This is a genomic window from Streptomyces sp. NPDC030021 (assembly GCF_055574035.1).
This window is the reverse complement of sequence record NZ_JBVIAH010000012.1, coordinates 103,412-122,583: the sequence shown is the minus strand read 5'-3', so window position 1 is coordinate 122,583 and position 19,172 is coordinate 103,412. Positions and strand designations below refer to the sequence as shown.

Sequence of the window (19,172 nt, the reverse complement as noted above, 5' to 3'; positions counted from 1 at the left end):
TCAGGACTCCTTGCGGGAGGTGGTGGCGGGTGCGGCCGCGGCCGTGGAGGGGGTGGTCCCGGCCCGGGAGAGGGCGATCAGCAGCAGCCAGGTGATCAGGAGGCTGAGGATGGAGACGGCCACCGACATCCGGGCCTGTGCTCCGGAGATCGAGACGATCCACACGGCGAAGGGCCGGAACCCGAGGAGGGAGGCGATGGTGAACTCGCCGAGCACCAGGGCCAGGGTGAGGAAGGCGGCGCCGGCGAGCGAGGCCCGCAGGTTCGGCAGCAGCACGCGCAGGACGACGTACGGCCAGCTCGCGCCGCAGCTGCGGGCGGCCTCGACCAGGGTCGGAACGTCGACGGCGCGCAGGCCCGCGTCGAGCGAGCGGTAGACGAAGGGGAGCGCGAGGACCGTGTACGCGAGGACCAGGACGACGGGGAACTTCTCGTTCTGGACGGCGATGAAGGTCTGGTACAGCGGGGTCCGTGACAGGTGTTCCGGTCCCCAGCGCAGCACGGTGGTGATGCCGGTGACCAGCGCGATCGGCGGCACCACCAGTGGCAGCATGCACATCACCTCGACGACCGGACGCAGCCGCGGGGAGCCGATGCGTACGGCCACCAGCGCGGGTACGGCGAGCAGCAGCGACAGGGCGATGGTCGCGGCGGCGAGGCCGAGGGAGAGCAGCAGGCTCTCGGTGAAGCCGTCGGCGGAGAGCAGCTCGGTGTACGCCTCGAAGGTGATGCCCTGGCCGGGCACGTGCACGGTGAAGACGAAGGAGGCGACGAGCGGGATCAGGAAGTAGGCGCCGGCGAGGGCGAGGACGGCTCCGCGCCAGATCCTGGGGCGGGGCCGGCGGGCCGGGGTCCGTGCCGGGGCTCCGGCCTCCGGTTCTCCCGTGTCCCGGGCGCTGTCGGAGTACCGGGTGGTCGGGGTCAGCGCAGCCATCGGGCGCTCCGTCGCTGGAGGGGCAGGTAGACCGCCATGACCAGGCCGGCGATCAGGATCATGTCGAGGCCGAGGGCGAGCGCCACGTTCTCCTGGCCGGTGAGCACGTTCCCGGACAGTGCGTCCGCGATTTTGAGCGTGACCAGGGGGACGGAGCCGCCGACGAGGGCCGCGGCCGTGGCGTGGGCGGCGAAGGCGGTCCCGAAGAGCAGCACGAACCCGCCGAGCAGGGAGGGCGCGAGCACGGGCAGGCCGACATGGCGCCAGAACTGCCATCCGGTGGCCCCGCTGCTCTGGGCGGCCTCGCGCCACTGCGGGCGCAGTCCGTCCAGCGCCGGGGCGATCACCAGCACCATCAGGGGGATCAGGAAGTACAGGTAGACCACCGTGAGGCCGGTGAAGGAGTACAGGTTCCAGCCGAGGTCGGTGAGGTCGGCGAGCTGGGTGACGACGCCGGAGATCCCGACGGTGGCGATGAAGGCGAACGCGAGGGGTACGCCGCCGAAGTTGGCGAGCACCCCGGAGGCGGTCAGCGCGGCGCTGCGCAGCCCCGCCGAGCGGGAGGTGACCACGGCCTGCGCGATCACCACGCCCAGGACGCCGCCGACGAGTGCGGTGAGGGCGGAGAGCTGGACGCTGCCGATGAGGGAGCCGAGATAGGGGCCCTGGAGGGAGCGCGCCAGGTGCTCACCGGTCACCTGGGTGGCGCCGCTCGCCGGGTCGGTGCGGGTGACCGCGCCGTAGGCCATGGCGCCGAGCGGGATGCCGAAGCAGAGCGCGGTGAAGGTGAGCAGTGGGAGGGTCGCGAGCCAGGTGCGCGGGCCGCGCCGCCGGCGGCGGGTGCCGCCGGCGACGCGGGGGTCGGTGGTGGAGGACATCAGGAGAGGGCCTTGTCCCACTTCTCGGCGAGGGTGGCCTTGGCCTTGTCGAGCTCCTCCGAGGCGGGGAAGGCGGGGGTGCCCTGGACCTGCGGGAGCTTGGCGACGGCGGCCTTGTCGGCGGTGCCGTCCTGGGTCATGCCGGGGAGCAGGACCGGGCGGGCGTATCCCTTGAGCCAGAGGTTCTGGCCCTCGGCGCTGTAGAGGAACTCCAGCCACAGGCGGGCGGCCGCCGGGTTCGGGGCCTCCTTGTTGATGGCCTGCGAGTAGTACTGGGCGTAGACGCCGTCGGTGGGGACGGCGACCTTCCAGTCGACGCCCTTGCCCTTGAACTGGTCGGCGTAGCCGGCGTTCAGGTAGTCCCAGTCGATGGAGATGGGCGTCTCGCCCTTCTCGACGGTGGCCGGCGTGGACTCGACCGGGATGAAGTTCCCGCTCTTCTTCAGCTCCCCGAAGAAGTCGATGCCGGGCTGGATGTCGGCGAAGGAGCCCTTGTTGGCGAGGGCGGCCGCGTAGACGCCGCCGAAGGCCGAGCCGGACTTGGTGGGGTTGCCGTTGAGGGCGACCTTGCCCTTGTACTCGGGCTTGAGGAGATCGGCGAAGGTCTGCGGGCAGGTGGGGATGCGGGCGGCGTCGCAGCCGATGGAGACGTAGCCGCCGTAGTCGTTGGTCCAGCGGCCGTCCGCGTCCTTCTGGGCGGCGGGGATCTTGTCCCAGGCGGTGACCTTGTACGGGGCGAAGAGGTTCTCGGCCGCGCCGCTGCGGGCGAAGGCGATCCCGAGGTCCAGGACGTCGGGGGCGCGCTTCTGGCCCTTGCGGGACTTGACGGCGGCGATCTCGTCGGAGCTGGAGGCGTCCGGGTTCTCGCTGTTCACCTTGATCTTGTACTTGGCCTCGAAGGCCTTGATGATCTCGCCGTAGTTCGCCCAGTCCGGCGGCAGCGCGATCACGTTGAGCTCGCCCTCCTTCTGCGCGGCGGCGGCGAGGGCCTCCAAGGAGCCGAAGTCGGCGACCGAGGTCGCGGCGCCCGGCTGCACGCCGTTCTTGGCGCCGTCGGCGCCGCCGGACTTCTGGTCGGGGGCGGCACCACACGCGCTGAGCGTGGTGAGTACGGCGGCGCTGAGCAGAACGGCCGCACCGCGACGGGCGGAGGAACTGAGCACGGTCTCTCCCGGAGACGAAGGTGGGTTCACTTGTCTGAACAAGTTGGCTCCAGTTCGCCCGGGCCGGCTGTACGGACGGTGAACGGCGCCTGTCTCCGGGAGCACAGCTCGAAGAAGAGAGAAGAATGACCGGAAGGAGCCGTGACAGAACCTGTTGCAATGATCATGGGAGACCGGTGCACAGCGATTCCGGCACGGCACCGCCGGCACACGGCGATCAGGGGGCGAAGGGCATGAGTACGAGCGCGGGAACGGCCAGGTACCTGGAGATCGCCGAGGCGCTGCGGCGGGAGATCCTCTCGGGCGAGCTCCCGGTGGGGGCGCACCTGCCCTCGGAGAGCGACCTGGCGGCGCGCTGGTCCGCATCGCGCGGGACGGTCCGCCAGGCGGTCGCCACCCTCGCCGCGGAGGGGCTGATCGGCTCCCGCCAGGGCGCGCGGCGCATCGTCCTGCGCCGGGAGCGCCGGCACAGCTTCGGCGAGCTGAACAGCTTCGCCCAGTGGGCCGAGGGGCTCGGGCACCGGGCCGCCAGCCGCTTCCTGTCCCGCACCCGCAGGCCCGCCACGGCCGAGGAGGCGGACCGGCTCGCGCTGGCCCCCGGTACGGAGATCCTGGCCGTACTGCGGCTGCGGCTGCTCGACGGGGAACCCACCATGGTGGAGCGGACCGCCTACGCCGACTGGGTCGCGGCGGCCGTCGAGGCGCTGCCGGTGGACTGCCGCTCCGTCATGGACAGCCTGGACGAGGGCTCGGGGGTCACGGCCCACTACGGCGAGCACCTCATCGACGCACTTCCGGCCGGCAGCGAGGACGCCCGGCTGCTGGAGATCCGGCGCGGCAGCCCGCTGCTGCGCCAGCGGCATGTCTCCGCAACGGCCACCGGCCGCCCGATCGAGTGGTCCGACGACCGTTACCGGGCCGGCAGCGTGACCTTCAGTGTGAGCAACTCGTCGGTAGCAACTCCCTTGGAGCGGCGCGTCGGAGACCAGTGACGGCGTCAGCCGGCGGCGCGCGGGGTCTCGGCGATCGCCCCGGGCAGCCAGTCGGCGACGTGCCCGAAGCCGAAGCCCAGGGCCGAGGCCCGGCCGTTGTCCATGGCGTAGGCGCGGTCGAAGGAGAAGGGCGAGGCGGCGGCGCCCGCCCCGACCATCCGGTACCGAGGCCGTTGCCCGACCTCCGCCGCGACCGCCTCGCAGAGCGCGATCACATCGGGCGCGCCGTGCGAGGCCGCGTTAACGGGTCCGGTGAAGGTCTGTTCCGCCGTCCAGCGCAGGAATTCGGCCATCTCGTGGTGATGGATGAACGAGGTGGCGTACGGGGCTTCGTGGACGTCGACGGGGGTCCCGGCGCCGATCCGCCCGACGTAGTGCGCGAGCCGCCCGGTGAACTCCGCCGGGCCGCCGCCGAGGACGTGCGCGGCGCGCACGCTGACGTACGGGAAGGCCGGGTCCCGCAGGAAGACGGCCTCGGCCTGCCGCTTCCCCTCGGCGTAGACGTACGCGGGCCAGGGCCCGGGCGCACGGCCCGCCGCGCCCGCGAGCGGCAGCCGCACGGGGTCGAGCGACGCCTCGGTGACCAGGCCGGGGGCAGGGACGGGGCCGAAGGGGTCGACGGGGCCGACGGGGCCGGGTCCGACCGGACCGGCGGGGAGCGTGGCCGGGTCGTAGACCTCCATCGTCGAGGTCATGACGTAGCGCCCGGTCCGCCCGGCGAACACCCGCCGGGCGACGGCGGCCTGGAGCGGCGTGTAGCAGACCTGGTCCACGACCACGTCGAAGTCGCGCGGGCCCAGCGCCACCCGCAGCGCTTCCTCGTCGTCGCGGTCGGCGACCAGGCGTTCCACGCCGCGAGGTGGTGCGCCGGAGCCCCGGTTGAGGACGGTCACCTCGTCTCCCGCCTCGCGCGCCCGGGTGACCAGGGTCTTTCCGAAGTACCGGCTGCCGCCGATGACAAGAATCCGCTTCATGCGTTCGACTGTGCCGCTGTATCGTCCCCAGCGGAACCGACCAGCTGCTGAACGCATCGTAAGGAAAACTGGTGATCGATGTGCACCGGCTGCGCGTCCTTCGGGCGGTGGCCGAGCACGGCAGCTTCAACCGGGCCGCCGGCGCCCTGCTGTTGACCCCGTCGGCCGTCTCGCAGCACATCGCGGCGCTGGAGCGCGCGGTCGGCCACCCGGTGGCGGTGCGCAGCACGCGCGGGGTCACCCTCACCGAGCCCGGCCGACTGCTGGTGGAGGCCGCCGAGTCGATCTCCGCCGAGCTGGATCAGGTCCGCCACGCGATCGACCGGCTCACGGCGGAGCGGCCGCGCCTCACCGTCGCCACCTTCACCAGCGGGGGCCGGCACCTGCTGCCCGCGGCGCTGCCGCGGTTCGTGGAGGCGCATCCGGAGGTGGAGCTGACGGTGCTGGAGAGCGAGCCGGAGGGCGCGGCGGCGATGGTGCGCGGCGGAGCGGCCGATCTCGCCCTGGCCTACCACTTCGACGGGCCGCCGCCCGTCCGCCCGGGTGAGCGCCCGGGGCTCGACTGGGTTCCGCTGATGGAGGATCCGCTGTGGCTGGTGCTGCCGCCCGGCCACCGCCTCGCGGACCGGCCGTCGGTGGACCTGGCAGAACTGGGGGCCGACCGCTGGGTGCTGGGCTGCCTCAGGACGGAGGCCTTCCTGCGCCGGTACGCGGAGCTCGCCGGCTTCGACCTCCGGGTGGCGGCCTCCACCACCGACTACTTCTTCGCGCAGACCCTGGTCGCGGCCGGGGTCGGGGTCTCCCTGGTCCCGCACGTCTCGCTCGCCACGACAGGGAAGTTGACCGCAGTCCGCGTCGAACCCCCTCGTCCCGCACGGCACATCGGGCTGGTCCTCCCCCGGCGGCGACGCCCGCACCCCCACACGCAGGCATTGGCCGCCGCCCTGACCGCTGCCGCCGCCTCGCCCCACACGCCGACCGGAGAGCGCCCTTGAACCATCTCCTGTGCGGACTGGCCGCCAATCCGGCGCTGCCGCCCGAGCTCGTCGACCGACCGGGTCATCACCGGGCTGCTCGCCGACGAGGACCGATGGGTGGCGCAGGAGGCGGCGGGCAACCCCTCGCTGCCGCGCGCCGTGATGCTGGAGCTGGTGCCCTGACGACCCGCCGGCCGGGTCACGCCGCAGGACCCGGAGGGCGTCCTTGACGCGGAGCGGTGACCGAGCCCGGGGTCACCAGGCCCGTCTCGTAGGCGAGGACCACGGCCTGGGCCCGGTCGCGCAGCGACAACTTCGCGAAGATGCGGGCCACATGGGTCTTCACCGTGGCCTCGCTCAGCGTGAACTCGCGTGCCAGCTCGGCGTTGGAGAGCCCGTGCCCCATCAGGGTCAGCACCTCGCGTTCGCGCGGGGTCAGCGCGGCCAGCTCCTGGTGGACGGCGGCCGCCGCGGCCGGGTCCGCGGCGGCCGCGCCCGGGCCACAGCGCTCCACCAGGCGGCGGGTGATCGACGGGGCGAGCAGCGCGTCGCCGGTGCCGACCAGGCGGACGGCGGCGGCGAGGTGCTCGGGGGTCACGTCCTTGAGCAGGAAGCCGCTGGCCCCGGCGGCGAGGGCGGCGTACACGTACTGGTCGAGGTCGAAGGTGGTCAGCATGATCACCCGGCAGTACGGGGCTTCGGCGAGGATGCGCCGGGCGGCCTCCAGGCCGTCCATGTTCGGCATCCGGATGTCCAGCAGCACGACGTCGGGGCGTAGTCGGCGCACCGCCGCGACGGCCTCCGCGCCGTCCGCGGCCACGCCGACCACGTCGATCCCGCGGGCCGTCAGGATCAGCCGGAAGCCGGTGCGGACCAGGTCCTGGTCGTCGGCGATCACCACGCGGGGCGCGGCCGCGGCAGCCTCGTCCGGCACGGCGGTCGCGTCCGGCGTGGTCACGGCCGCTCCAGCGGAAGCCGGGCGCGCACCCGGTAGCCGCCGCCGAGACGGCGGCGGGCGTCGAGGTCGCCGCCGTAGACGGCGACGCGCTCGCGCAGGCCGAGCAGTCCGCGCCCGGTGCCCTCGGTCTTCGGCCGGTCCCGGCCTCCGGCGGGCGCCGGTGCGGGTGCGCCCCCCGTCAGCACGCTGGGTCCGCGGCCCAGCACCTCCACCCGCAGCGCGTGCTCCTGGTACCGCACCGTCACCTCGGTCCTGCCTCCGTCCCCGTGTTTGAGCGCATTCGTGAGCGCCTCCTGGATGATCCGGTACGCCGTGACGTCGATCCCGGCCGGGAGCGGGCGCGGTTCCCCGGATATCCGTACGTCCACCTGCAGCCCGGCGAAGGCGAACCGGTCGATCAGCGGGCTCAGCCGGGCGAGCGTCGGCTGCGGCGCCAGCCGGGTGGCTGCCGAGGCCTCGTACGGTGCGTCCGCGCCGTCCTGGGCGGGGGCGAGCAGGCCCAGCAGGTGCCGCAGTTCGGTCATCGTGTTCCGCCCGGCCGTCTCCACTGCGCCCATCGCCGCCGCGGCCTCCTCGGGCAGGGTGGCGAGCACCTCGCGGGCGGCTCCGGCCTGCACCACCATCAGGCTCACGTTGTGGCTGACGATGTCGTGGAGCTCCGCCGCGATCCTGGCCCGTTCGGCGTCGACGGCGCTGCGGGCCGCGCCCTCGCGCTCCCGCTCCAGCAGCCAGCCGCGCTCCTCCAGCGCCACGCGGTGGCCGCGCCGGGCGCGCAGCAGGGCCACGCCGAGCGCGCCGGCCACGGCCGTCGACACACAGGCCGCGACCACGGCGATGACCAACCCCACCCCGAACTCCCCCGCCCCGTAGGCCTGGACGCCATTGTGCCGGACGGTCGGCATACATCCCCAGGATGACCTGCCCCTACGGTTACATCCGGGGGCCGACGCCCCGCCCGCGGGCTCCGCCTTAGGTTCGGGCCATGACAACTGATCACGACACTGCGCGGCAGGTCGTCGTACGGCTGGACCGTGTGCACAAGGAGTACGGCGACGCGAAGGCTCTGGACGGTCTGTCGCTGGAGATCCGGGCCGGGGACGCGGTCGCCGTGATGGGCCCGTCCGGCTGTGGCAAGTCCACGCTGCTCAACATGGTGGCCGGGCTCGACCGGCCGACCTCGGGCACCGTCGAGGTGCAGGGCCAGGACCTGGGCGGGCTGAACGAGACCGGGCTGGCGCTCTTCCGGCGCCGGCACATCGGCATGATCTTCCAGTTCTTCAACCTGATCGACGACCTGCCGGTCCTGGACAACGTGGCGCTGGCCGCCCAGCTGACGGGCGCCCCGCCCCGGCAGGCGCGCCGCCGGGCCCTCGAACTCCTCGACGAACTCGGCGTCGCCGACCGCCGCAACAACTATCCGGCGACGCTCAGTGGCGGAGAACGCCAACGGGTCGCCGTGGCAAGGGCCCTGATGAACCGTCCGGCGCTGCTCCTGGCCGACGAGCCGACCGGCGCCCTCGACAGCCGGGCGGGCGAGCAGGTGATGGACCTGCTGATCGACCTCAACCAGATCGGCCAGACCCTGCTGATCGTCACGCACGACCCGCAGTTGGCCACCCGGTGCGCGAGCCGGCTGGTCGAGGTCGCCGACGGCCGGGTCGCCCGGCAGAGCGCACTGGAGGCGACCGCGTGAGCGCCGTGTGGCGGGCCTCGCGCGCGGCCGTCAAGCGTCGCAGGCTCCAGACCTTCGTCATCGGACTGGTCGTGCTCTGCTCGACCACGACCGTCTTCCTCGCGCTGGGGCTGCTCGACGCCGCCTCCAGCCCCTTCGACACGGCGTACACCGCCCAGCGCGGCCCGCACACCGTCGCGACCTTCGACACGGCGAAGGCATCGCCGGAGCAACTCGCGCGGACCGCCCGACGGCCCGGGGTGGAGGCCGCGGCCGGGCCGTTCGAGCAGAGCGTCCTGGACGTTCCCGCAGGCTGGTTGTGGATGGCGGGCGGCTCCCTCACGGTGGTGGGACGGGCCGACCCGGGCGGCCCGGTGGACCGGATCGAGCTCCTGGAGGGCCACTGGGCGACGGCGCCCGGCGAGATCGTCGTCAGCTGGAACTCGGACGGCTCCCCCGGACCCCGGGTACTGGGAACCCGGCTGGAAGTCCCCGGATCCGCCCCGCTGACCGTCGTCGGGGTCGCGGCCGGCGTGAGCAGGTCGGCGGGCGCCTGGGTCTCGCCCGAGCAGATGACCGCGCTGCGTCCGTCCGCCGCGCAGATGCTCTACCGCTTCACGCACTCCTCGACGGACTCCGAGCTGGCCACCGCGCTGGCCGGTGCGACCGCCGGACTGCCCGAGGGGGCGTTGACCGGCGCACAGACCCATCTCGCCCTGCAGCAGGCCTTCTCGGCCCTGGCCGATGCCTATCTCCCCTTCATGACGCTGTTCGGTGTCCTCGGCCTCCTGGTCTCCGCCCTGATCGTCGGGAACGTCGTCAGCGGGGCGGTGGTGTCCGGGTACCGGCACATCGGCGTGCTCAAGGCCCTGGGCTTCACCCCGAACCAGGTCGTCACCGTGTACCTGACGATGACGGCCGTGCCCGCGGTCGCCGGCGCCGTCCTCGGCACCCTGCTCGGCAACGCACTGGCCGAGCCCGTCCTCAGGGTCGCGTTCTCCGGCGTCGAGACGGGCCGGGCCGCCGTCGGCGACGTCGGTGCGTGGGTGTCCGCCGTCTGCCTGCTGGGGATGCCCGCCCTCGTCCTGGTCACCGCCCTGGTTCCCGCGCTGCGGGCGCACCGGCTCCCGGCCGCCCGGGCGATCAGCGCCGGTGGCGTCCTGCGGACCGGGCGCGGGCTGCGCGTGCAGCGCCTGCTCGGCGGCACCCGGCTTCCGCGCCCGGTCAGCCTGGGCCTGGGCCAGCCGTTCGCCCGGCCCGGCCGCACCCTGCTGACCATGGCGGCCATCGTCCTCGGGGTCACCACGGTGACCCTGGCGACCGGGCTGACCAGCACGATGCTCGCGTTCGGCGAGGCCGGCCGGGGCGGCGACGGTGCCCGGATCCATGTGGAGGCGGGCGGGCCGCTCAACGGCCGGCCCGCTCCCGTGCTCGGTGACGGCCCGACCGAGGAACGGTTGAGGTCCCTGCCCGGTGCGACGGGGGTACGGGCCCGCGGGCTGGCCCAGGTGAGCCTGATCGGGCAGATCCGGCCCGTCTTCGCCAACTTCTACCGCGGGGACGACCCCGCGGCCGCGGGCCGGATCACCCGGGGCCGGGAGGCGCGGGCGGCCGGCGAGATCACGGCCGGGCCCGCCTTCCTGACCCAGAACGGGCTGAAGGTCGGCGACCGAGTCACCCTGGCGATGAACGGCAGGCAGGTGGCCGCGACCGTCGTGGGTGAGCTCGTGGAGGGCAACGCGCGGGCCCTGGACACCACCTGGCAGACCTTCCTCCGACTGTCGCCGGAGGCCGGCGCCGCCGAGTACGAGGTGCGCCTCGCGGCCGGGGCCGACGTACGGGCGTACGTGGCGGCGGCCGAGGCGATCGACCCCGGCCTGCGCGTGTCGGTGCTGGACGGCCGGAACGCCGGCACCATCACCGTCGTCGCCTTCTCGTCGGTGTTCACCGTCCTGCTGAGCATCGTGGCGGCGCTCGGCGTCTTCAACACCGTCCTCCTGAGCGTCCGGGAGCGCCGCCGGGACCTCGGCATGCTCAAGTCGATCGGGATGACTCCGCGGCAGGTCACGGCGATGACCGTGACCTCGGTGGCGGGCCTGGGCGCGGTCGGCGGGGTGCTCGGCGTCCCGCTCGGGCTGGCCGCGCACCGGCTGGTCGTCGACAACGTCGGGGTGGTCAGCTTCCCTGAGTCGATGAAGGACGTCTGGGACGCCCCGCTGCTGGCCGGCCTGCTGCTGGCGGGGGTCGCGATCGCCGTCCTCGGCGCGCTGGTCCCGGCCCGGTCGGCGGCCCGGATGACGATCGCGTCGGCCCTGCACACCGAATAGGGCCGTGCTCCGGGTGGGCTGTCCGTTTGTCCGTTCGCGTCCTCGGTGACCGGGCGGGTGGTTTCCGAAGTCATGCGAACACGTCCGGTCGGCGCGCCGCCCCACACGCTTCCCCCGGTGGTGTCCTGATGCCCCGTCCTCCGGACAAGGCCCGGCGTCTCGTGGTGGACGGGGACACGTACACGTGGTCGGTGCGGCACGCCCACCACCGGCCGGTCACCGGCCCGGCCGAGGACTGCCGCGAGACCGTCACCGTCCACCTGGCCGGAGCCCCGGGGTGCCTGCGCGTCGTCTTCCGGAAGAGGGAGCCCGGACGGTTCTCGCCGGGCGGCTATCTGGGGCAGTCCGGCGAGGTCGCCCGGATGCACGGCGGCAGCCTGAACCTGTACGAACCCGGGACCGCCCTGGCTCTGATGGAAGCGGCCCGGGCCCAGGGGTGGCAGCCCGCCGGCGCCTCGAAGGAGTTCGACGGCTGGACCCTCTGACCGCGCGGTCGCGGCACGGCCGTCCGCCTGGGACGGCGATGGCCGGCGCCGTCCGCCTGAACTCCCTGTGAACTCCCGCTGACGCCCCGTCCCCGGCCCGTCCCGGGCGAATTCGTCACTTCCCCGGGCCGGGGGTCGTTAGGGCCTGGGGGTTGACTCGGGGGCGAAGGGATGACGGAATGCGGCAGTTTCCTCTGGAGATGCACCACATGGCACCCGGCCGGGTGGTCGAGTGGCGGCTCAGGTCCACGGCGGCGGAGGCTGCCGGCACGGGTGACCCGGTGGGCAGGAAGGCGTCCTTCAACCAGGACAAGCACTTCACCGTCGCCGAGGAGAGCAGGGCCGCCGACGACCCGGTCGCGTCCTGGGTCGCGGTGACGTTCGAAGTGACCGGGCCGCTGGACGAGCAGGCGCTGGCGCAGTCCCTGCTCTCCTTCGTGCAGCGGCACGAGGTCCTGCGGTGTGCGTTCCGCCGTCTGGCGGGCGAGGTGGCCTGTGAGCCGTTCGACCCCGCCGGACTGTCCCTCGAACCCCGGCAGGTGGGCACCTTCGAGACCTCCGACCTGCTGCGCGACTTCCTCGTCGAGCGGTTCAAGCGGAGCATCGACACCCTCTCCTGGCCGCTGTTCATCATGGGTGCGGTGGAGCGCGAGGACTCCGCGACGGTCTACCTCGCGTTCGACCACATCGTCTGCGACGGCATGTCGATGCCGATCGTGGCCCGCGAGGTGTCGACCGGCTACGAGGCCCTGCGCCGCGGCGAGAGCGTCGAACTGCCGCCCGCCCCCAGCTACCTCGACTTCGCCGAGGAGCAGCGCCGCCGCTACCTGTCCATCGACGCCCGCGACGAACGCCTGGATTACTGGAAGGCGTTCATGGGGCCGGCCGGCGAGTTCTTCCCCCGTTTCCCCCTCGACCTCGGTGTCGAGCCGGGCCGGATGTACCCGATCGTCAACGAGGCTTCCACCCTCCTGGACGCCGCCGAGGCCGAGGTGTTCGAGAAGACGTGTCTGGCGGCCGGCGGCAAGCCGTTCATGGGGGTGCTCGCCTCGGTCGCCGTCTGTCTGCGCGAGGCCGGCGGCCCGGGCGTCTACCGCGGCCTCATGCCGGTCAGTGAGCGCGGCCGGGAAACCTGGGCGCATTCGGTGGGCTGGTTCGTCAACACCCTGCCCATCGAGTTCGATGCCTCGCCGGGCCGGGACTTCGCCCAGGTCATGGCCTCCGTCCGGGCCGGCTTCAGCGAGATGATGAGCCATCTCGACGTGCCGTTCGTACGGGCGTGGGAGTTGCTGGCGCCCGAGGAGTTCGCCGCCCGCTCCTGGCCGCACCCGGTGAACTTCTTCTCGTACATCGACATGCGCAAGTGCCCCGGGGCCGAGCGTCACGACGAGTGGCGGCCCACCACCCACGTATGGTCGGCGCGCGCCAACGGGGCCTGTTCATGGTTCCAGCGGGACTCGGAGGGCCTGCACATGAACTCCCTCTACGTCGACACCCCGGCGGCCCGCCGGACCATGGGCGACTTCCAGGAGGCGCTGCGCCTGACCGTGCAGGAGATCGCCCGGTCCGGCGGATTCCGCCGGCCCATCGCGCTGACCGCGCCGCGGTGCCCCGTGCGGACCCCGCTGGACGTGGCCGCGTTCGCCCGCCGCGGCTGAGCCGCGCCCCAGGGATCAGACCGGCCGGCGAGGCGCGGGGTGAGGCGCGGGCGGCCCTCGGCCGTCCGCTCGGCGTCGACCCGCCACAGCAGGTCGGCGACGCCGGCGGGATCGGGCGGGGCGTCAGAGCCGGGCCGCGCGGCCCAGCAGCAGGGTGCGTTCCTGCGCGTTGCGCGTGAGGGCGGCCGCCCGCTCGAACTCCGCGCGGGCCTCCTCGGTCCGGCCCAGCCGCTCCAGCAGGTCCCCCCGTACGCTCGGCAGCAAGTGGTAGGCGCGCAGGGCCGGTTCCCGGGCCAGGGCGTCGACCAGCGGCAGGGCCGCCTCCGGCCCGTCGGCCATCGAGACGGCCACCGCCCGGTTGAGCTCCACCACCGGGGACGGGATCAGCTGGACCAGCCGCCCGTACAGTGCGGCGATCCTCGGCCAGTCCGTGTCCTCGTAGCGGACCGCCGCCGCGTGGCAGCCGGCGATCGCGGCCTGGACGGAGTACGGGCCGTTCCCCGCCCGGCCCAGCGCCCGGGCGCCGCGGTGGACGAGCATGCGGTTCCACCGGGACCGGTTCTGGTCGGCGAGCAGCACCGGTTCCCCGTCGGGGCCGGTGCGGGTGGCGATCCGGGAGGCCTGGAACTCCAGCAGCGCGGCCAGGCCGTGCGCCTCGGGCTCCTCGGGCATCAGGGCGGCCAGTACGCGGGCCAGGCGCAGGGCGTCCTCGCACAGGGCGGGGCGGACCAGGTCGTCGCCGGCGGTGGCCGCGTACCCCTCGTTGAAGACGAGGTAGATGACCTCCAGGACCGAGGAGAGCCGCGCCTCGCGGTCGGCGCCGTACGGGACCTCGAAGGGCACCCCCGCCTTGGCCAGGGCCCGCTTCGCCCGGACGATGCGCTGGGCGACGGTGGCCTCGGAGGTGAGGAACGCGCGGGCGATCTCCTGGGTGGTCAGTCCTCCCATCAGGCGCAGGGTGAGCGCGATCCGGGCCTCGGTGGCGAGGACGGGGTGGCAGGAGGTGAAGATCAGGCGCAGCAGGTCGTCGTCGATGTCCTCCGGGTCGGCCGGCTCGGCGGGCGGTGGCACGTCCTCCAGAGTCCGGCCGACCTCCGCGAGCTTGCGCGCGTAGGTCTCCTTGCGGCGGACGAGGTCGATCGCGCGGTGCTTGGCGGTGGTCATGAGCCAGGCTCCGGGCCGGTCCGGGACCCCTGTCCGCGGCCACTGCTCCAGCGCCGCGACGAGGGCGTCCTGGGCGATCTCCTCGGCGATGCCGACGTCCCGCACGATGCGGGCCACACAGGCGATGATCCGCGCGGACTCGATCCTGAACACCGCTTCGACCGCCTGGGCCGCACTCACTGCCGTCACGGCCACCCATCAGAGCAGCCGTGACGGGGCAGGGCAAACGCGGCGTGGGCGCGCCGGGATCACATCTCCTGGATCTCCCGGACCTCGGCGCTCACCTTCCATTCCACCGGATGGATCTCAAGGAACCGCCGGGTCCACTCGATGGCCTCGGCCTTGTCCTTGCACTGGGTGAGGGAGTAGCCGCCGACGACCTCCTTGGTCTCGGTGAAGGGGCCGTCGGTGTAGCTGATCTTCCCGCCGGACCAGCTGAGGCGGGTCCCTTCGGAGGTGGGGAGCAGCCCGGCGGTGTCGAGCATGACCCCGGCCTTGGTGATCTCCTCCAGCAGCGCGCCCATGCGCTGCTCGAACTCGGGCGGGAACTCGTCGCTGGGCAGGTCCTGCTCGTCGATGCGGATCATCGTCAGGAAGCGCGGCATGGTGACTCCTCGGTCAGGAGGGCGGGGACCCTCCCCGCCTCTCACCCCTGCGTCGAACGGGAGACGCCCGGATCGACAGCCTCCGGGAAATTCTTCGGAGATTTTCCCGGGGCGGCCACCGCGGCCGCCCATCCGGCCGCCCCACACCCGGCTACTCACGAGTAGGATCGCGGGCCCGGACACCTTCGAGAGGACCCCCCGATGCCACGCGTCTCCTCCCCCCTCCTGCTGGCCGGCCTCCTGGCCACGGCGGCGGTCGCCCACGCCGCCGCGCCCGGGAAGTTCGACGCGACCGTGCCCCGTTCGCTGCCGGGCAGCCCGCGCGGGTGGACGTACGCCAGCGGCGTGGCCGAACTCGCCCTCGCCGCCGGGGTCGCCCATCCGCGCACGCGCCGGGTGGCCGCGCTGGCCACGGCGGCGTTCTTCGTCGGCGTGTTCCCGGCGAACGTGAAGATGGCCGCCGACGCGCGCCACGGCTCCCCCGCCGCCCGGGCCCTGACGCTGGGCCGGCTGCCCCTGCAGGTACCGCTGGTGCTCTGGGCCCGCAAGGTGAGCCGGAACGCCTGAGGCCGCCGAACCGGTCGTCGACCGGCCGCCGGACCGGCCGCCGGGGTGGGCCCTGCCGTCAGCGGCTGTCTCCCGTCCAGTCCCAGTGGCCCGGATCCCCCGCGCGGCGGCGGTAGTGGGCGCGGCCGCCCGCTCCGTAGCGCCCTATCTCCGTGGGGAGCCTGGCCTCTTCGGCGAGCTGGGGCGCACTCCAGCCGGTGATGTCCAGGAGGAGCCCGTCGAGCGGCCCGCCGACCAGCTCGCCGTAGGTGTGTCCGGGTCGCGGTCCGGGGTCGGGGTCCTCGTGGTCAGCGCCGTAGACCCGGCGCCGAAGCATCCTGTCGTCCATACCGCTCAGCTTCACAGCCACCACTGACAACGGGCCCGGCGGCCGCGGGGCGGTGCGGCGGCGATGATGGGGGCCGCCCTCCCGTTCCGGGGAGGCGTACGAACGAGGAGCGACACGCATGGCACGTCGGGTGCACCAGCCACTGGAGGACCAGGAGTTCGACTTCATCCTCTCGATGACGACCGGGCCCGTTCTCGCGTACTTCTGCGGCACCTGGCCCAAGGCCGTCGAGGCGTGCCGCGCGATGGACGCCGTCGTCGGGGAACTGACCGAGGAGTACGGGACGCGGTTCACCGCCGTCCGCACCGACATGACCCGCTGCCCCGGGCCGACCAGGCGTTACGGGGTGACGGGCGCACCGACGGCCGTGCTCGTCAAGGACGGCGAGGCGGTCGCGAGCCAGGCGGGGCCGATGACGCGCGAGGAGTTCCGGGCGTTCCTGGACGCCCACCTCTGAGGGTTCTGGGGCTTCCGGGGGTCCGGAGGTTCACAGCAGGGCGACGGCCCGGCGTTCCAGGGCGAGGGAGCCGTCCACCAGGCCGGCGAGCTCGTCGAAGAGGGCGCGCCGCCCCGGGGCGTCCGTATCGGGGCCGGCCGTGCGCGCCAGTTCCGCGAGCCGGGACCAGTTGCCGGCCGAGTCGCGGAACAGGGCCGCCGCCTCCGGCCGTCCCGCGAGGTCGAGGAAATCCGCGTAGAGCGGGCGGGTGGCGCCGGGGGCGGTCCACTCCTCCTCCAGGCACGCGTACAGCCGCCGGGTCCCCGCGAGGAAGGTTTCCGGGGAGCCGAAGCGACGCTCCCAGCCGGTCCGGGTGCGGACGTCGCGCAGCTGGGCGGCGAGCTTCTCCATCCCCGAGAAGCCGAAGTTGACGTCGAACCTGTTGCCCAGCACCGGGCCGGTGAGGCGGGCCGCGGTGGCGGCCACGGCCCCGTCGGTGTCGGGGGCGCCGGCGGCGGGGCCGGTGGGTACGAGCATCCGGTGGCGGCCCTTGCGATGGCCGGTCCAGGCCTCGCCGAACTCACGCTCCGCGATCCGGTACGCGGCCGGGGCCCCGTCCTCGACGTACAGGCTGTCGCCTTCGTACCCGGCGAGGACCACGGTGTACGGATCGGCGCCGGCCATCTCGTCCGGGATGCCGCCGTGCCAGGGAAGCCGGGACCGGTCGACCGAGCAGAACACCGGCCGTCCGGCGTCGAGGGCGGCGTGGACGCGGTCCCAGCGGGGCCGCGAGCTGTGGGTGACCTCGTAGGGGACGCGGAGTCGGTCGAGGGCGGCCTCCACCCAGGGGTCGGGGTGGGCCTGCGCGACGATCGTCGGCAGGGGCGGGTGCCCGGCGTACTCGAAGACGAAGTACATGAAGCCGATCCCGCCCGCGAGGCCCGCGACCAGTTCCTCCTCGTGGACGCTGCCGAGTGCGTGCCGGACGAGGGAGCTCTCACGGTGCCGCCCGGTGCCGAAGTCCGCGTAGAGGAGTCCGGTGGGCTTCGGCCGGGGTGACTGCTCGGTCATCGGGCCAGCGTAGCCGCAGGGCCCGACAGCGGACTTCCTGTACAGTTGTCCAGGAAATACCGGCCAGCATGCCGGCCCGCACGACCTCCCGTACATCGACCCTGAGAAGTGGAGGCGGCCATGCACACGGTCGCATCGATCCTGATCGGCCTCGTGGCCGCGCTGCACGTGTACTTCATGGTCCTGGAGATGTTCCTGTGGCAGCGGCCCCCGGGCCGCGCACTCTCCGGCTTCGACGCGGACACCGCCCGTCTCACCGCACCGCTCGCCGCCAACCAGGGGCTCTACAACGGCTTCCTCGCCGCCGGACTGGTCTGGTCGCTCGTGATCGACTCGCTCGCCACCCAGATCTTCTTCCTCGTCTGCGTGATCGTCGCCGGGATCTACGGAGCCGCGACCGCCAACCGCCGCATCCTCGTGGCCCAGGCCCTGCCCGGCGCCCTCGCCCTCGGCGCGGCGCTGCTGGCCGCGTGAGCCCCGAGGACCCGCGCACGGACGACCCCCGCGCGGAGGACCCGCGGACGGCCCGGACGAAGGGGCGGCTGCGCGAAAGCCTGCTGGCCGAGTGCACCGACCGGCCGCTCGCCGAGGTCAGCGTCTCGGCGGTGGTCCGCCGGGCCGGCGTCGGCCGCGCCACCTTCTACCTGCACTACGAGGACCTCACCGCGCTCGCCGTGGACGCGTGCGCGGACGTGGTGCACGCGGCGGTCGACGCCCTGCACGCCTGGCAGACCGGCCCGTCGCCGCTCCCTCCGGCCCGGCCGCCCGCCGCGCTGGCCGCCTTCCTGGCTGATGCGGCCGACCGGGCGCCGCTCTACCGGACCCTGCTCCTCCCGGGCGGCGGCGGCCCGCTCGGGAGGCGTCTGCACCGGGAGCTGCGCGCCCGGGCCCGGGCGGAACGGGCGGCGGCGGGCGCCCCGCACCCCGAGCTGGTCGCGTCGGCGGTCGCGGCCGCGTTCACCGGCGTCCTCGCGGACTGGCTGCACGAGGACATCCGGGCGGATCCGGAGGCACTGGCGGACCACCTGTGGCGGCTGCTCCTGGCCCTCCACCGAGCGATCGGGCCCAGCGGCGGACCGAAGACGGCCCGGACGCGGTAGCGGGGCCGCCCGGAACGCGCGGAGCCCCGCCGGGCGGACCGGCGGGGCTCCACGTCACGGGCTCGGCCCGCGAAGTGGACTACCTGAGGGGAACCACCTTCTCGGCCTGCGGACCCTTGGGGCCCTGGGAGACGGAGTACTCGACGCGCGCGTTCTCCTCCAGCGACTTGAACCCGGTGGTCTCGATCGCGGAGAAGTGCACGAACACGTCGGGGCCGCCGTCGTCCTGCTGGATGAAGCCGAACCCCTTCTCCGAGTTGAACCACTTCACGATGCCTGTTGCCATCTGGCTGATCCTTCACAACGTTCCACTGCGGGCCGCACACGCGGCCGTCTCGATCCTGCCCAACGGTCCGCCGGAGCACACGCTGAACGCGGCCAACCGGGGCGCGGCGCATATTCGAACTTCTGGCCGCCTTGTCCGTGAAAAGAGGGAGCGGCTCCGTCCGAAGCCCTTCGAGAAGCCTTGAGCGGCGCTCGGGCCGGGCCGCTGCGGCCGGACCCGGGCGCCGTTCACGCGCCGCTGTCCGCAGCGGGCAGCGATGCGGCGGATCGAGGCCGGGGGGCTGCGGCGAGGGCTCGCCGCGGCCCGCCGACGCGGCAGCCGAGGCAGTCGGCGTGCCCCGCGTGGGCGCCGGCGTCCCGGGCGCGCCAGTCCCAGTCGGCCTCCGGCCGGGGGCCGCTCGGCTTGCCCCACCCGGCGAGGTGCAGCAGCCAGGTGACGATCCCGGCCACGGCGACGACGCCGAGGCCGATCCAGATCCCGGGGATCCAGGCCGCGCACACGGCACCGCCCGCCCCCGTGAAGCCCAGCAGGGCCAGGGTGGTTCCGGTCCAGCCGGCCACCGTGTGGCCGAGGTCTACGTGGCCGTGCGCACTCATGG

22 protein-coding genes are annotated in these 19,172 nt (G+C 73.6%); 10 read left to right on the top strand and 12 right to left on the bottom strand.

Features of this window, described 5'->3' with window-relative positions:
- From ACZ4YL_RS23790 to ACZ4YL_RS23780, 3 genes are read right to left on the bottom strand one after another with little or no spacing between them, the layout of a single operon-like run.
- A complete protein-coding gene (locus tag ACZ4YL_RS23790; protein ID WP_468119133.1) occupies nucleotides 1-933 on the bottom strand; it encodes an ABC transporter permease in 933 nt (310 codons plus the stop codon).
- Nucleotides 921-1,811 (bottom strand): ABC transporter permease, encoded by an 891-nt coding sequence (locus ACZ4YL_RS23785; protein ID WP_468119132.1) that lies wholly within the window; start codon nucleotides 1,809-1,811, stop codon nucleotides 921-923. The genes ACZ4YL_RS23790 and ACZ4YL_RS23785 overlap by 13 nt, the downstream gene beginning before the upstream one ends.
- On the bottom strand, nucleotides 1,811-2,974 hold the full coding sequence (locus ACZ4YL_RS23780) for an ABC transporter substrate-binding protein (RefSeq protein WP_468119130.1): 1,164 nt from the start codon (nucleotides 2,972-2,974) through the stop codon (nucleotides 1,811-1,813). The genes ACZ4YL_RS23785 and ACZ4YL_RS23780 overlap by 1 nt, the downstream gene beginning before the upstream one ends.
- Nucleotides 2,975-3,207: 233 nt before the next feature.
- On the opposite strand from ACZ4YL_RS23780, the gene ACZ4YL_RS23775 reads away from it, so the two are divergent.
- Nucleotides 3,208-3,966 carry a GntR family transcriptional regulator gene (locus ACZ4YL_RS23775; RefSeq protein WP_468119128.1) on the top strand — a complete coding sequence of 253 codons (759 nt, stop codon included), beginning with the start codon at nucleotides 3,208-3,210 and terminating at the stop codon, nucleotides 3,964-3,966.
- Nucleotides 3,967-3,971: 5 nt separating this feature from the next.
- Here ACZ4YL_RS23775 and ACZ4YL_RS23770 read toward each other — a convergent pair whose 3' ends face one another.
- Complete coding sequence (locus ACZ4YL_RS23770; protein WP_468119126.1) at nucleotides 3,972-4,940, bottom strand: Rossmann-fold NAD(P)-binding domain-containing protein; 969 nt, start codon at nucleotides 4,938-4,940, stop codon at nucleotides 3,972-3,974.
- A gap of 71 nt (nucleotides 4,941-5,011) precedes the next feature.
- Between ACZ4YL_RS23770 and ACZ4YL_RS23765 the strand changes: the two genes are divergently transcribed.
- Nucleotides 5,012-5,935, top strand: a complete 924-nt coding sequence (locus tag ACZ4YL_RS23765) for a LysR family transcriptional regulator (RefSeq protein WP_468119124.1) — start codon at nucleotides 5,012-5,014, stop codon at nucleotides 5,933-5,935.
- 181 nt (nucleotides 5,936-6,116) lie between these two features.
- Here the strand turns inward: ACZ4YL_RS23765 and ACZ4YL_RS23760 are convergent, their stop codons facing one another.
- Both ACZ4YL_RS23760 and ACZ4YL_RS23755 read right to left on the bottom strand, forming a co-directional pair.
- The gene (locus tag ACZ4YL_RS23760; protein WP_468119122.1) at nucleotides 6,117-6,875 is read right to left on the bottom strand and encodes a response regulator; all 759 of its coding nucleotides are present in this window, start codon (nucleotides 6,873-6,875) and stop codon (nucleotides 6,117-6,119) included.
- Nucleotides 6,872-7,777 (bottom strand): sensor histidine kinase, encoded by a 906-nt coding sequence (locus ACZ4YL_RS23755; protein ID WP_468119120.1) that lies wholly within the window; start codon nucleotides 7,775-7,777, stop codon nucleotides 6,872-6,874. The genes ACZ4YL_RS23760 and ACZ4YL_RS23755 overlap by 4 nt, the downstream gene beginning before the upstream one ends.
- Nucleotides 7,778-7,857: 80 nt before the next feature.
- On the opposite strand from ACZ4YL_RS23755, the gene ACZ4YL_RS23750 reads away from it, so the two are divergent.
- The 4 genes from ACZ4YL_RS23750 to ACZ4YL_RS23735 all read left to right on the top strand — a co-directional run bounded on the left by ACZ4YL_RS23750 (nucleotide 7,858) and on the right by ACZ4YL_RS23735 (nucleotide 13,017).
- Nucleotides 7,858-8,568, top strand: a complete 711-nt coding sequence (locus ACZ4YL_RS23750; RefSeq protein ID WP_468119118.1) for an ABC transporter ATP-binding protein — start codon at nucleotides 7,858-7,860, stop codon at nucleotides 8,566-8,568.
- Nucleotides 8,565-10,874, top strand: coding sequence for an ABC transporter permease (locus ACZ4YL_RS23745; RefSeq protein WP_468119116.1), 2,310 nt, complete (start codon nucleotides 8,565-8,567; stop codon nucleotides 10,872-10,874). The genes ACZ4YL_RS23750 and ACZ4YL_RS23745 overlap by 4 nt, the downstream gene beginning before the upstream one ends.
- Before the next feature lie 128 nt (nucleotides 10,875-11,002).
- Nucleotides 11,003-11,359 (top strand): hypothetical protein, encoded by a 357-nt coding sequence (locus tag ACZ4YL_RS23740; RefSeq protein ID WP_468119115.1) that lies wholly within the window; start codon nucleotides 11,003-11,005, stop codon nucleotides 11,357-11,359.
- Between the two features lie 179 nt (nucleotides 11,360-11,538).
- On the top strand, nucleotides 11,539-13,017 hold the full coding sequence (locus ACZ4YL_RS23735) for a condensation domain-containing protein (RefSeq protein ID WP_468119113.1): 1,479 nt from the start codon (nucleotides 11,539-11,541) through the stop codon (nucleotides 13,015-13,017).
- 123 nt (nucleotides 13,018-13,140) lie between these two features.
- Here the strand turns inward: ACZ4YL_RS23735 and ACZ4YL_RS23730 are convergent, their stop codons facing one another.
- Nucleotides 13,141-14,361 (bottom strand): RNA polymerase sigma factor, encoded by a 1,221-nt coding sequence (locus ACZ4YL_RS23730; protein ID WP_468119321.1) that lies wholly within the window; start codon nucleotides 14,359-14,361, stop codon nucleotides 13,141-13,143.
- A gap of 68 nt (nucleotides 14,362-14,429) precedes the next feature.
- Nucleotides 14,430-14,786 carry a YciI family protein gene (locus tag ACZ4YL_RS23725; protein ID WP_202203036.1) on the bottom strand — a complete coding sequence of 119 codons (357 nt, stop codon included), beginning with the start codon at nucleotides 14,784-14,786 and terminating at the stop codon, nucleotides 14,430-14,432.
- A gap of 201 nt (nucleotides 14,787-14,987) precedes the next feature.
- Here ACZ4YL_RS23725 and ACZ4YL_RS23720 point away from each other — a divergent pair, with 201 nt between their 5' ends.
- Nucleotides 14,988-15,353 (top strand): DoxX family protein, encoded by a 366-nt coding sequence (locus ACZ4YL_RS23720; RefSeq protein ID WP_468119111.1) that lies wholly within the window; start codon nucleotides 14,988-14,990, stop codon nucleotides 15,351-15,353.
- A 58-nt stretch (nucleotides 15,354-15,411) separates the two neighbouring features.
- Here ACZ4YL_RS23720 and ACZ4YL_RS23715 read toward each other — a convergent pair whose 3' ends face one another.
- Entirely contained in the window at nucleotides 15,412-15,681 is a 270-nt protein-coding gene (locus tag ACZ4YL_RS23715) for a hypothetical protein (RefSeq protein WP_351153026.1), read from the bottom strand.
- Nucleotides 15,682-15,799: 118 nt separating this feature from the next.
- Here ACZ4YL_RS23715 and ACZ4YL_RS23710 point away from each other — a divergent pair, with 118 nt between their 5' ends.
- Entirely contained in the window at nucleotides 15,800-16,138 is a 339-nt protein-coding gene (locus ACZ4YL_RS23710) for a thioredoxin family protein (protein ID WP_468119109.1), read from the top strand.
- A 30-nt stretch (nucleotides 16,139-16,168) separates the two neighbouring features.
- Here ACZ4YL_RS23710 and ACZ4YL_RS23705 read toward each other — a convergent pair whose 3' ends face one another.
- On the bottom strand, nucleotides 16,169-17,188 hold the full coding sequence (locus ACZ4YL_RS23705; RefSeq protein ID WP_468119108.1) for a BtrH N-terminal domain-containing protein: 1,020 nt from the start codon (nucleotides 17,186-17,188) through the stop codon (nucleotides 16,169-16,171).
- A gap of 120 nt (nucleotides 17,189-17,308) precedes the next feature.
- Here ACZ4YL_RS23705 and ACZ4YL_RS23700 point away from each other — a divergent pair, with 120 nt between their 5' ends.
- Together ACZ4YL_RS23700 and ACZ4YL_RS23695 are read left to right on the top strand one after the other, a co-directional pair.
- Entirely contained in the window at nucleotides 17,309-17,662 is a 354-nt protein-coding gene (locus ACZ4YL_RS23700) for a DUF1304 domain-containing protein (RefSeq protein WP_189742572.1), read from the top strand.
- Complete coding sequence (locus tag ACZ4YL_RS23695) at nucleotides 17,659-18,288, top strand: TetR/AcrR family transcriptional regulator (protein WP_468119106.1); 630 nt, start codon at nucleotides 17,659-17,661, stop codon at nucleotides 18,286-18,288. Before ACZ4YL_RS23700 ends, ACZ4YL_RS23695 begins: the two co-directional genes overlap by 4 nt.
- Nucleotides 18,289-18,367: 79 nt before the next feature.
- Here ACZ4YL_RS23695 and ACZ4YL_RS23690 read toward each other — a convergent pair whose 3' ends face one another.
- Both ACZ4YL_RS23690 and ACZ4YL_RS23685 read right to left on the bottom strand, forming a co-directional pair.
- On the bottom strand, nucleotides 18,368-18,574 hold the full coding sequence (locus ACZ4YL_RS23690) for a cold-shock protein (protein ID WP_033213830.1): 207 nt from the start codon (nucleotides 18,572-18,574) through the stop codon (nucleotides 18,368-18,370).
- A gap of 227 nt (nucleotides 18,575-18,801) precedes the next feature.
- Nucleotides 18,802-19,170, bottom strand: coding sequence for an HGxxPAAW family protein (locus ACZ4YL_RS23685; RefSeq protein WP_468119104.1), 369 nt, complete (start codon nucleotides 19,168-19,170; stop codon nucleotides 18,802-18,804).
- Nucleotides 19,171-19,172: the final 2 nt, after the last annotated feature.

Bases quoted from the DNA above. Each gene is read 5' to 3' on its own strand.
- ACZ4YL_RS23790 (WP_468119133.1), bottom strand. From the start codon at position 933: ATGGCTGCGCTGACCCCGACCACCCGGTACTCCGACAGCGCCCGGGAC.
- ACZ4YL_RS23785 (WP_468119132.1), bottom strand. From the start codon at position 1,811: ATGTCCTCCACCACCGACCCCCGCGTCGCCGGCGGCACCCGCCGCCGG.
- ACZ4YL_RS23775 (WP_468119128.1), top strand. From the start codon at position 3,208: ATGAGTACGAGCGCGGGAACGGCCAGGTACCTGGAGATCGCCGAGGCG.
- ACZ4YL_RS23770 (WP_468119126.1), bottom strand. From the start codon at position 4,940: ATGAAGCGGATTCTTGTCATCGGCGGCAGCCGGTACTTCGGAAAGACC.
- ACZ4YL_RS23755 (WP_468119120.1), bottom strand. From the start codon at position 7,777: ATGCCGACCGTCCGGCACAATGGCGTCCAGGCCTACGGGGCGGGGGAG.
- ACZ4YL_RS23750 (WP_468119118.1), top strand. From the start codon at position 7,858: ATGACAACTGATCACGACACTGCGCGGCAGGTCGTCGTACGGCTGGAC.
- ACZ4YL_RS23740 (WP_468119115.1), top strand. From the start codon at position 11,003: ATGCCCCGTCCTCCGGACAAGGCCCGGCGTCTCGTGGTGGACGGGGAC.
- ACZ4YL_RS23735 (WP_468119113.1), top strand. From the start codon at position 11,539: ATGCGGCAGTTTCCTCTGGAGATGCACCACATGGCACCCGGCCGGGTG.
- ACZ4YL_RS23725 (WP_202203036.1), bottom strand. From the start codon at position 14,786: ATGCCGCGCTTCCTGACGATGATCCGCATCGACGAGCAGGACCTGCCC.
- ACZ4YL_RS23720 (WP_468119111.1), top strand. From the start codon at position 14,988: ATGCCACGCGTCTCCTCCCCCCTCCTGCTGGCCGGCCTCCTGGCCACG.
- ACZ4YL_RS23715 (WP_351153026.1), bottom strand. From the start codon at position 15,681: ATGGACGACAGGATGCTTCGGCGCCGGGTCTACGGCGCTGACCACGAG.
- ACZ4YL_RS23710 (WP_468119109.1), top strand. From the start codon at position 15,800: ATGGCACGTCGGGTGCACCAGCCACTGGAGGACCAGGAGTTCGACTTC.
- ACZ4YL_RS23705 (WP_468119108.1), bottom strand. From the start codon at position 17,188: ATGACCGAGCAGTCACCCCGGCCGAAGCCCACCGGACTCCTCTACGCG.
- ACZ4YL_RS23700 (WP_189742572.1), top strand. From the start codon at position 17,309: ATGCACACGGTCGCATCGATCCTGATCGGCCTCGTGGCCGCGCTGCAC.
- ACZ4YL_RS23690 (WP_033213830.1), bottom strand. From the start codon at position 18,574: ATGGCAACAGGCATCGTGAAGTGGTTCAACTCGGAGAAGGGGTTCGGC.
- ACZ4YL_RS23685 (WP_468119104.1), bottom strand. From the start codon at position 19,170: ATGAGTGCGCACGGCCACGTAGACCTCGGCCACACGGTGGCCGGCTGG.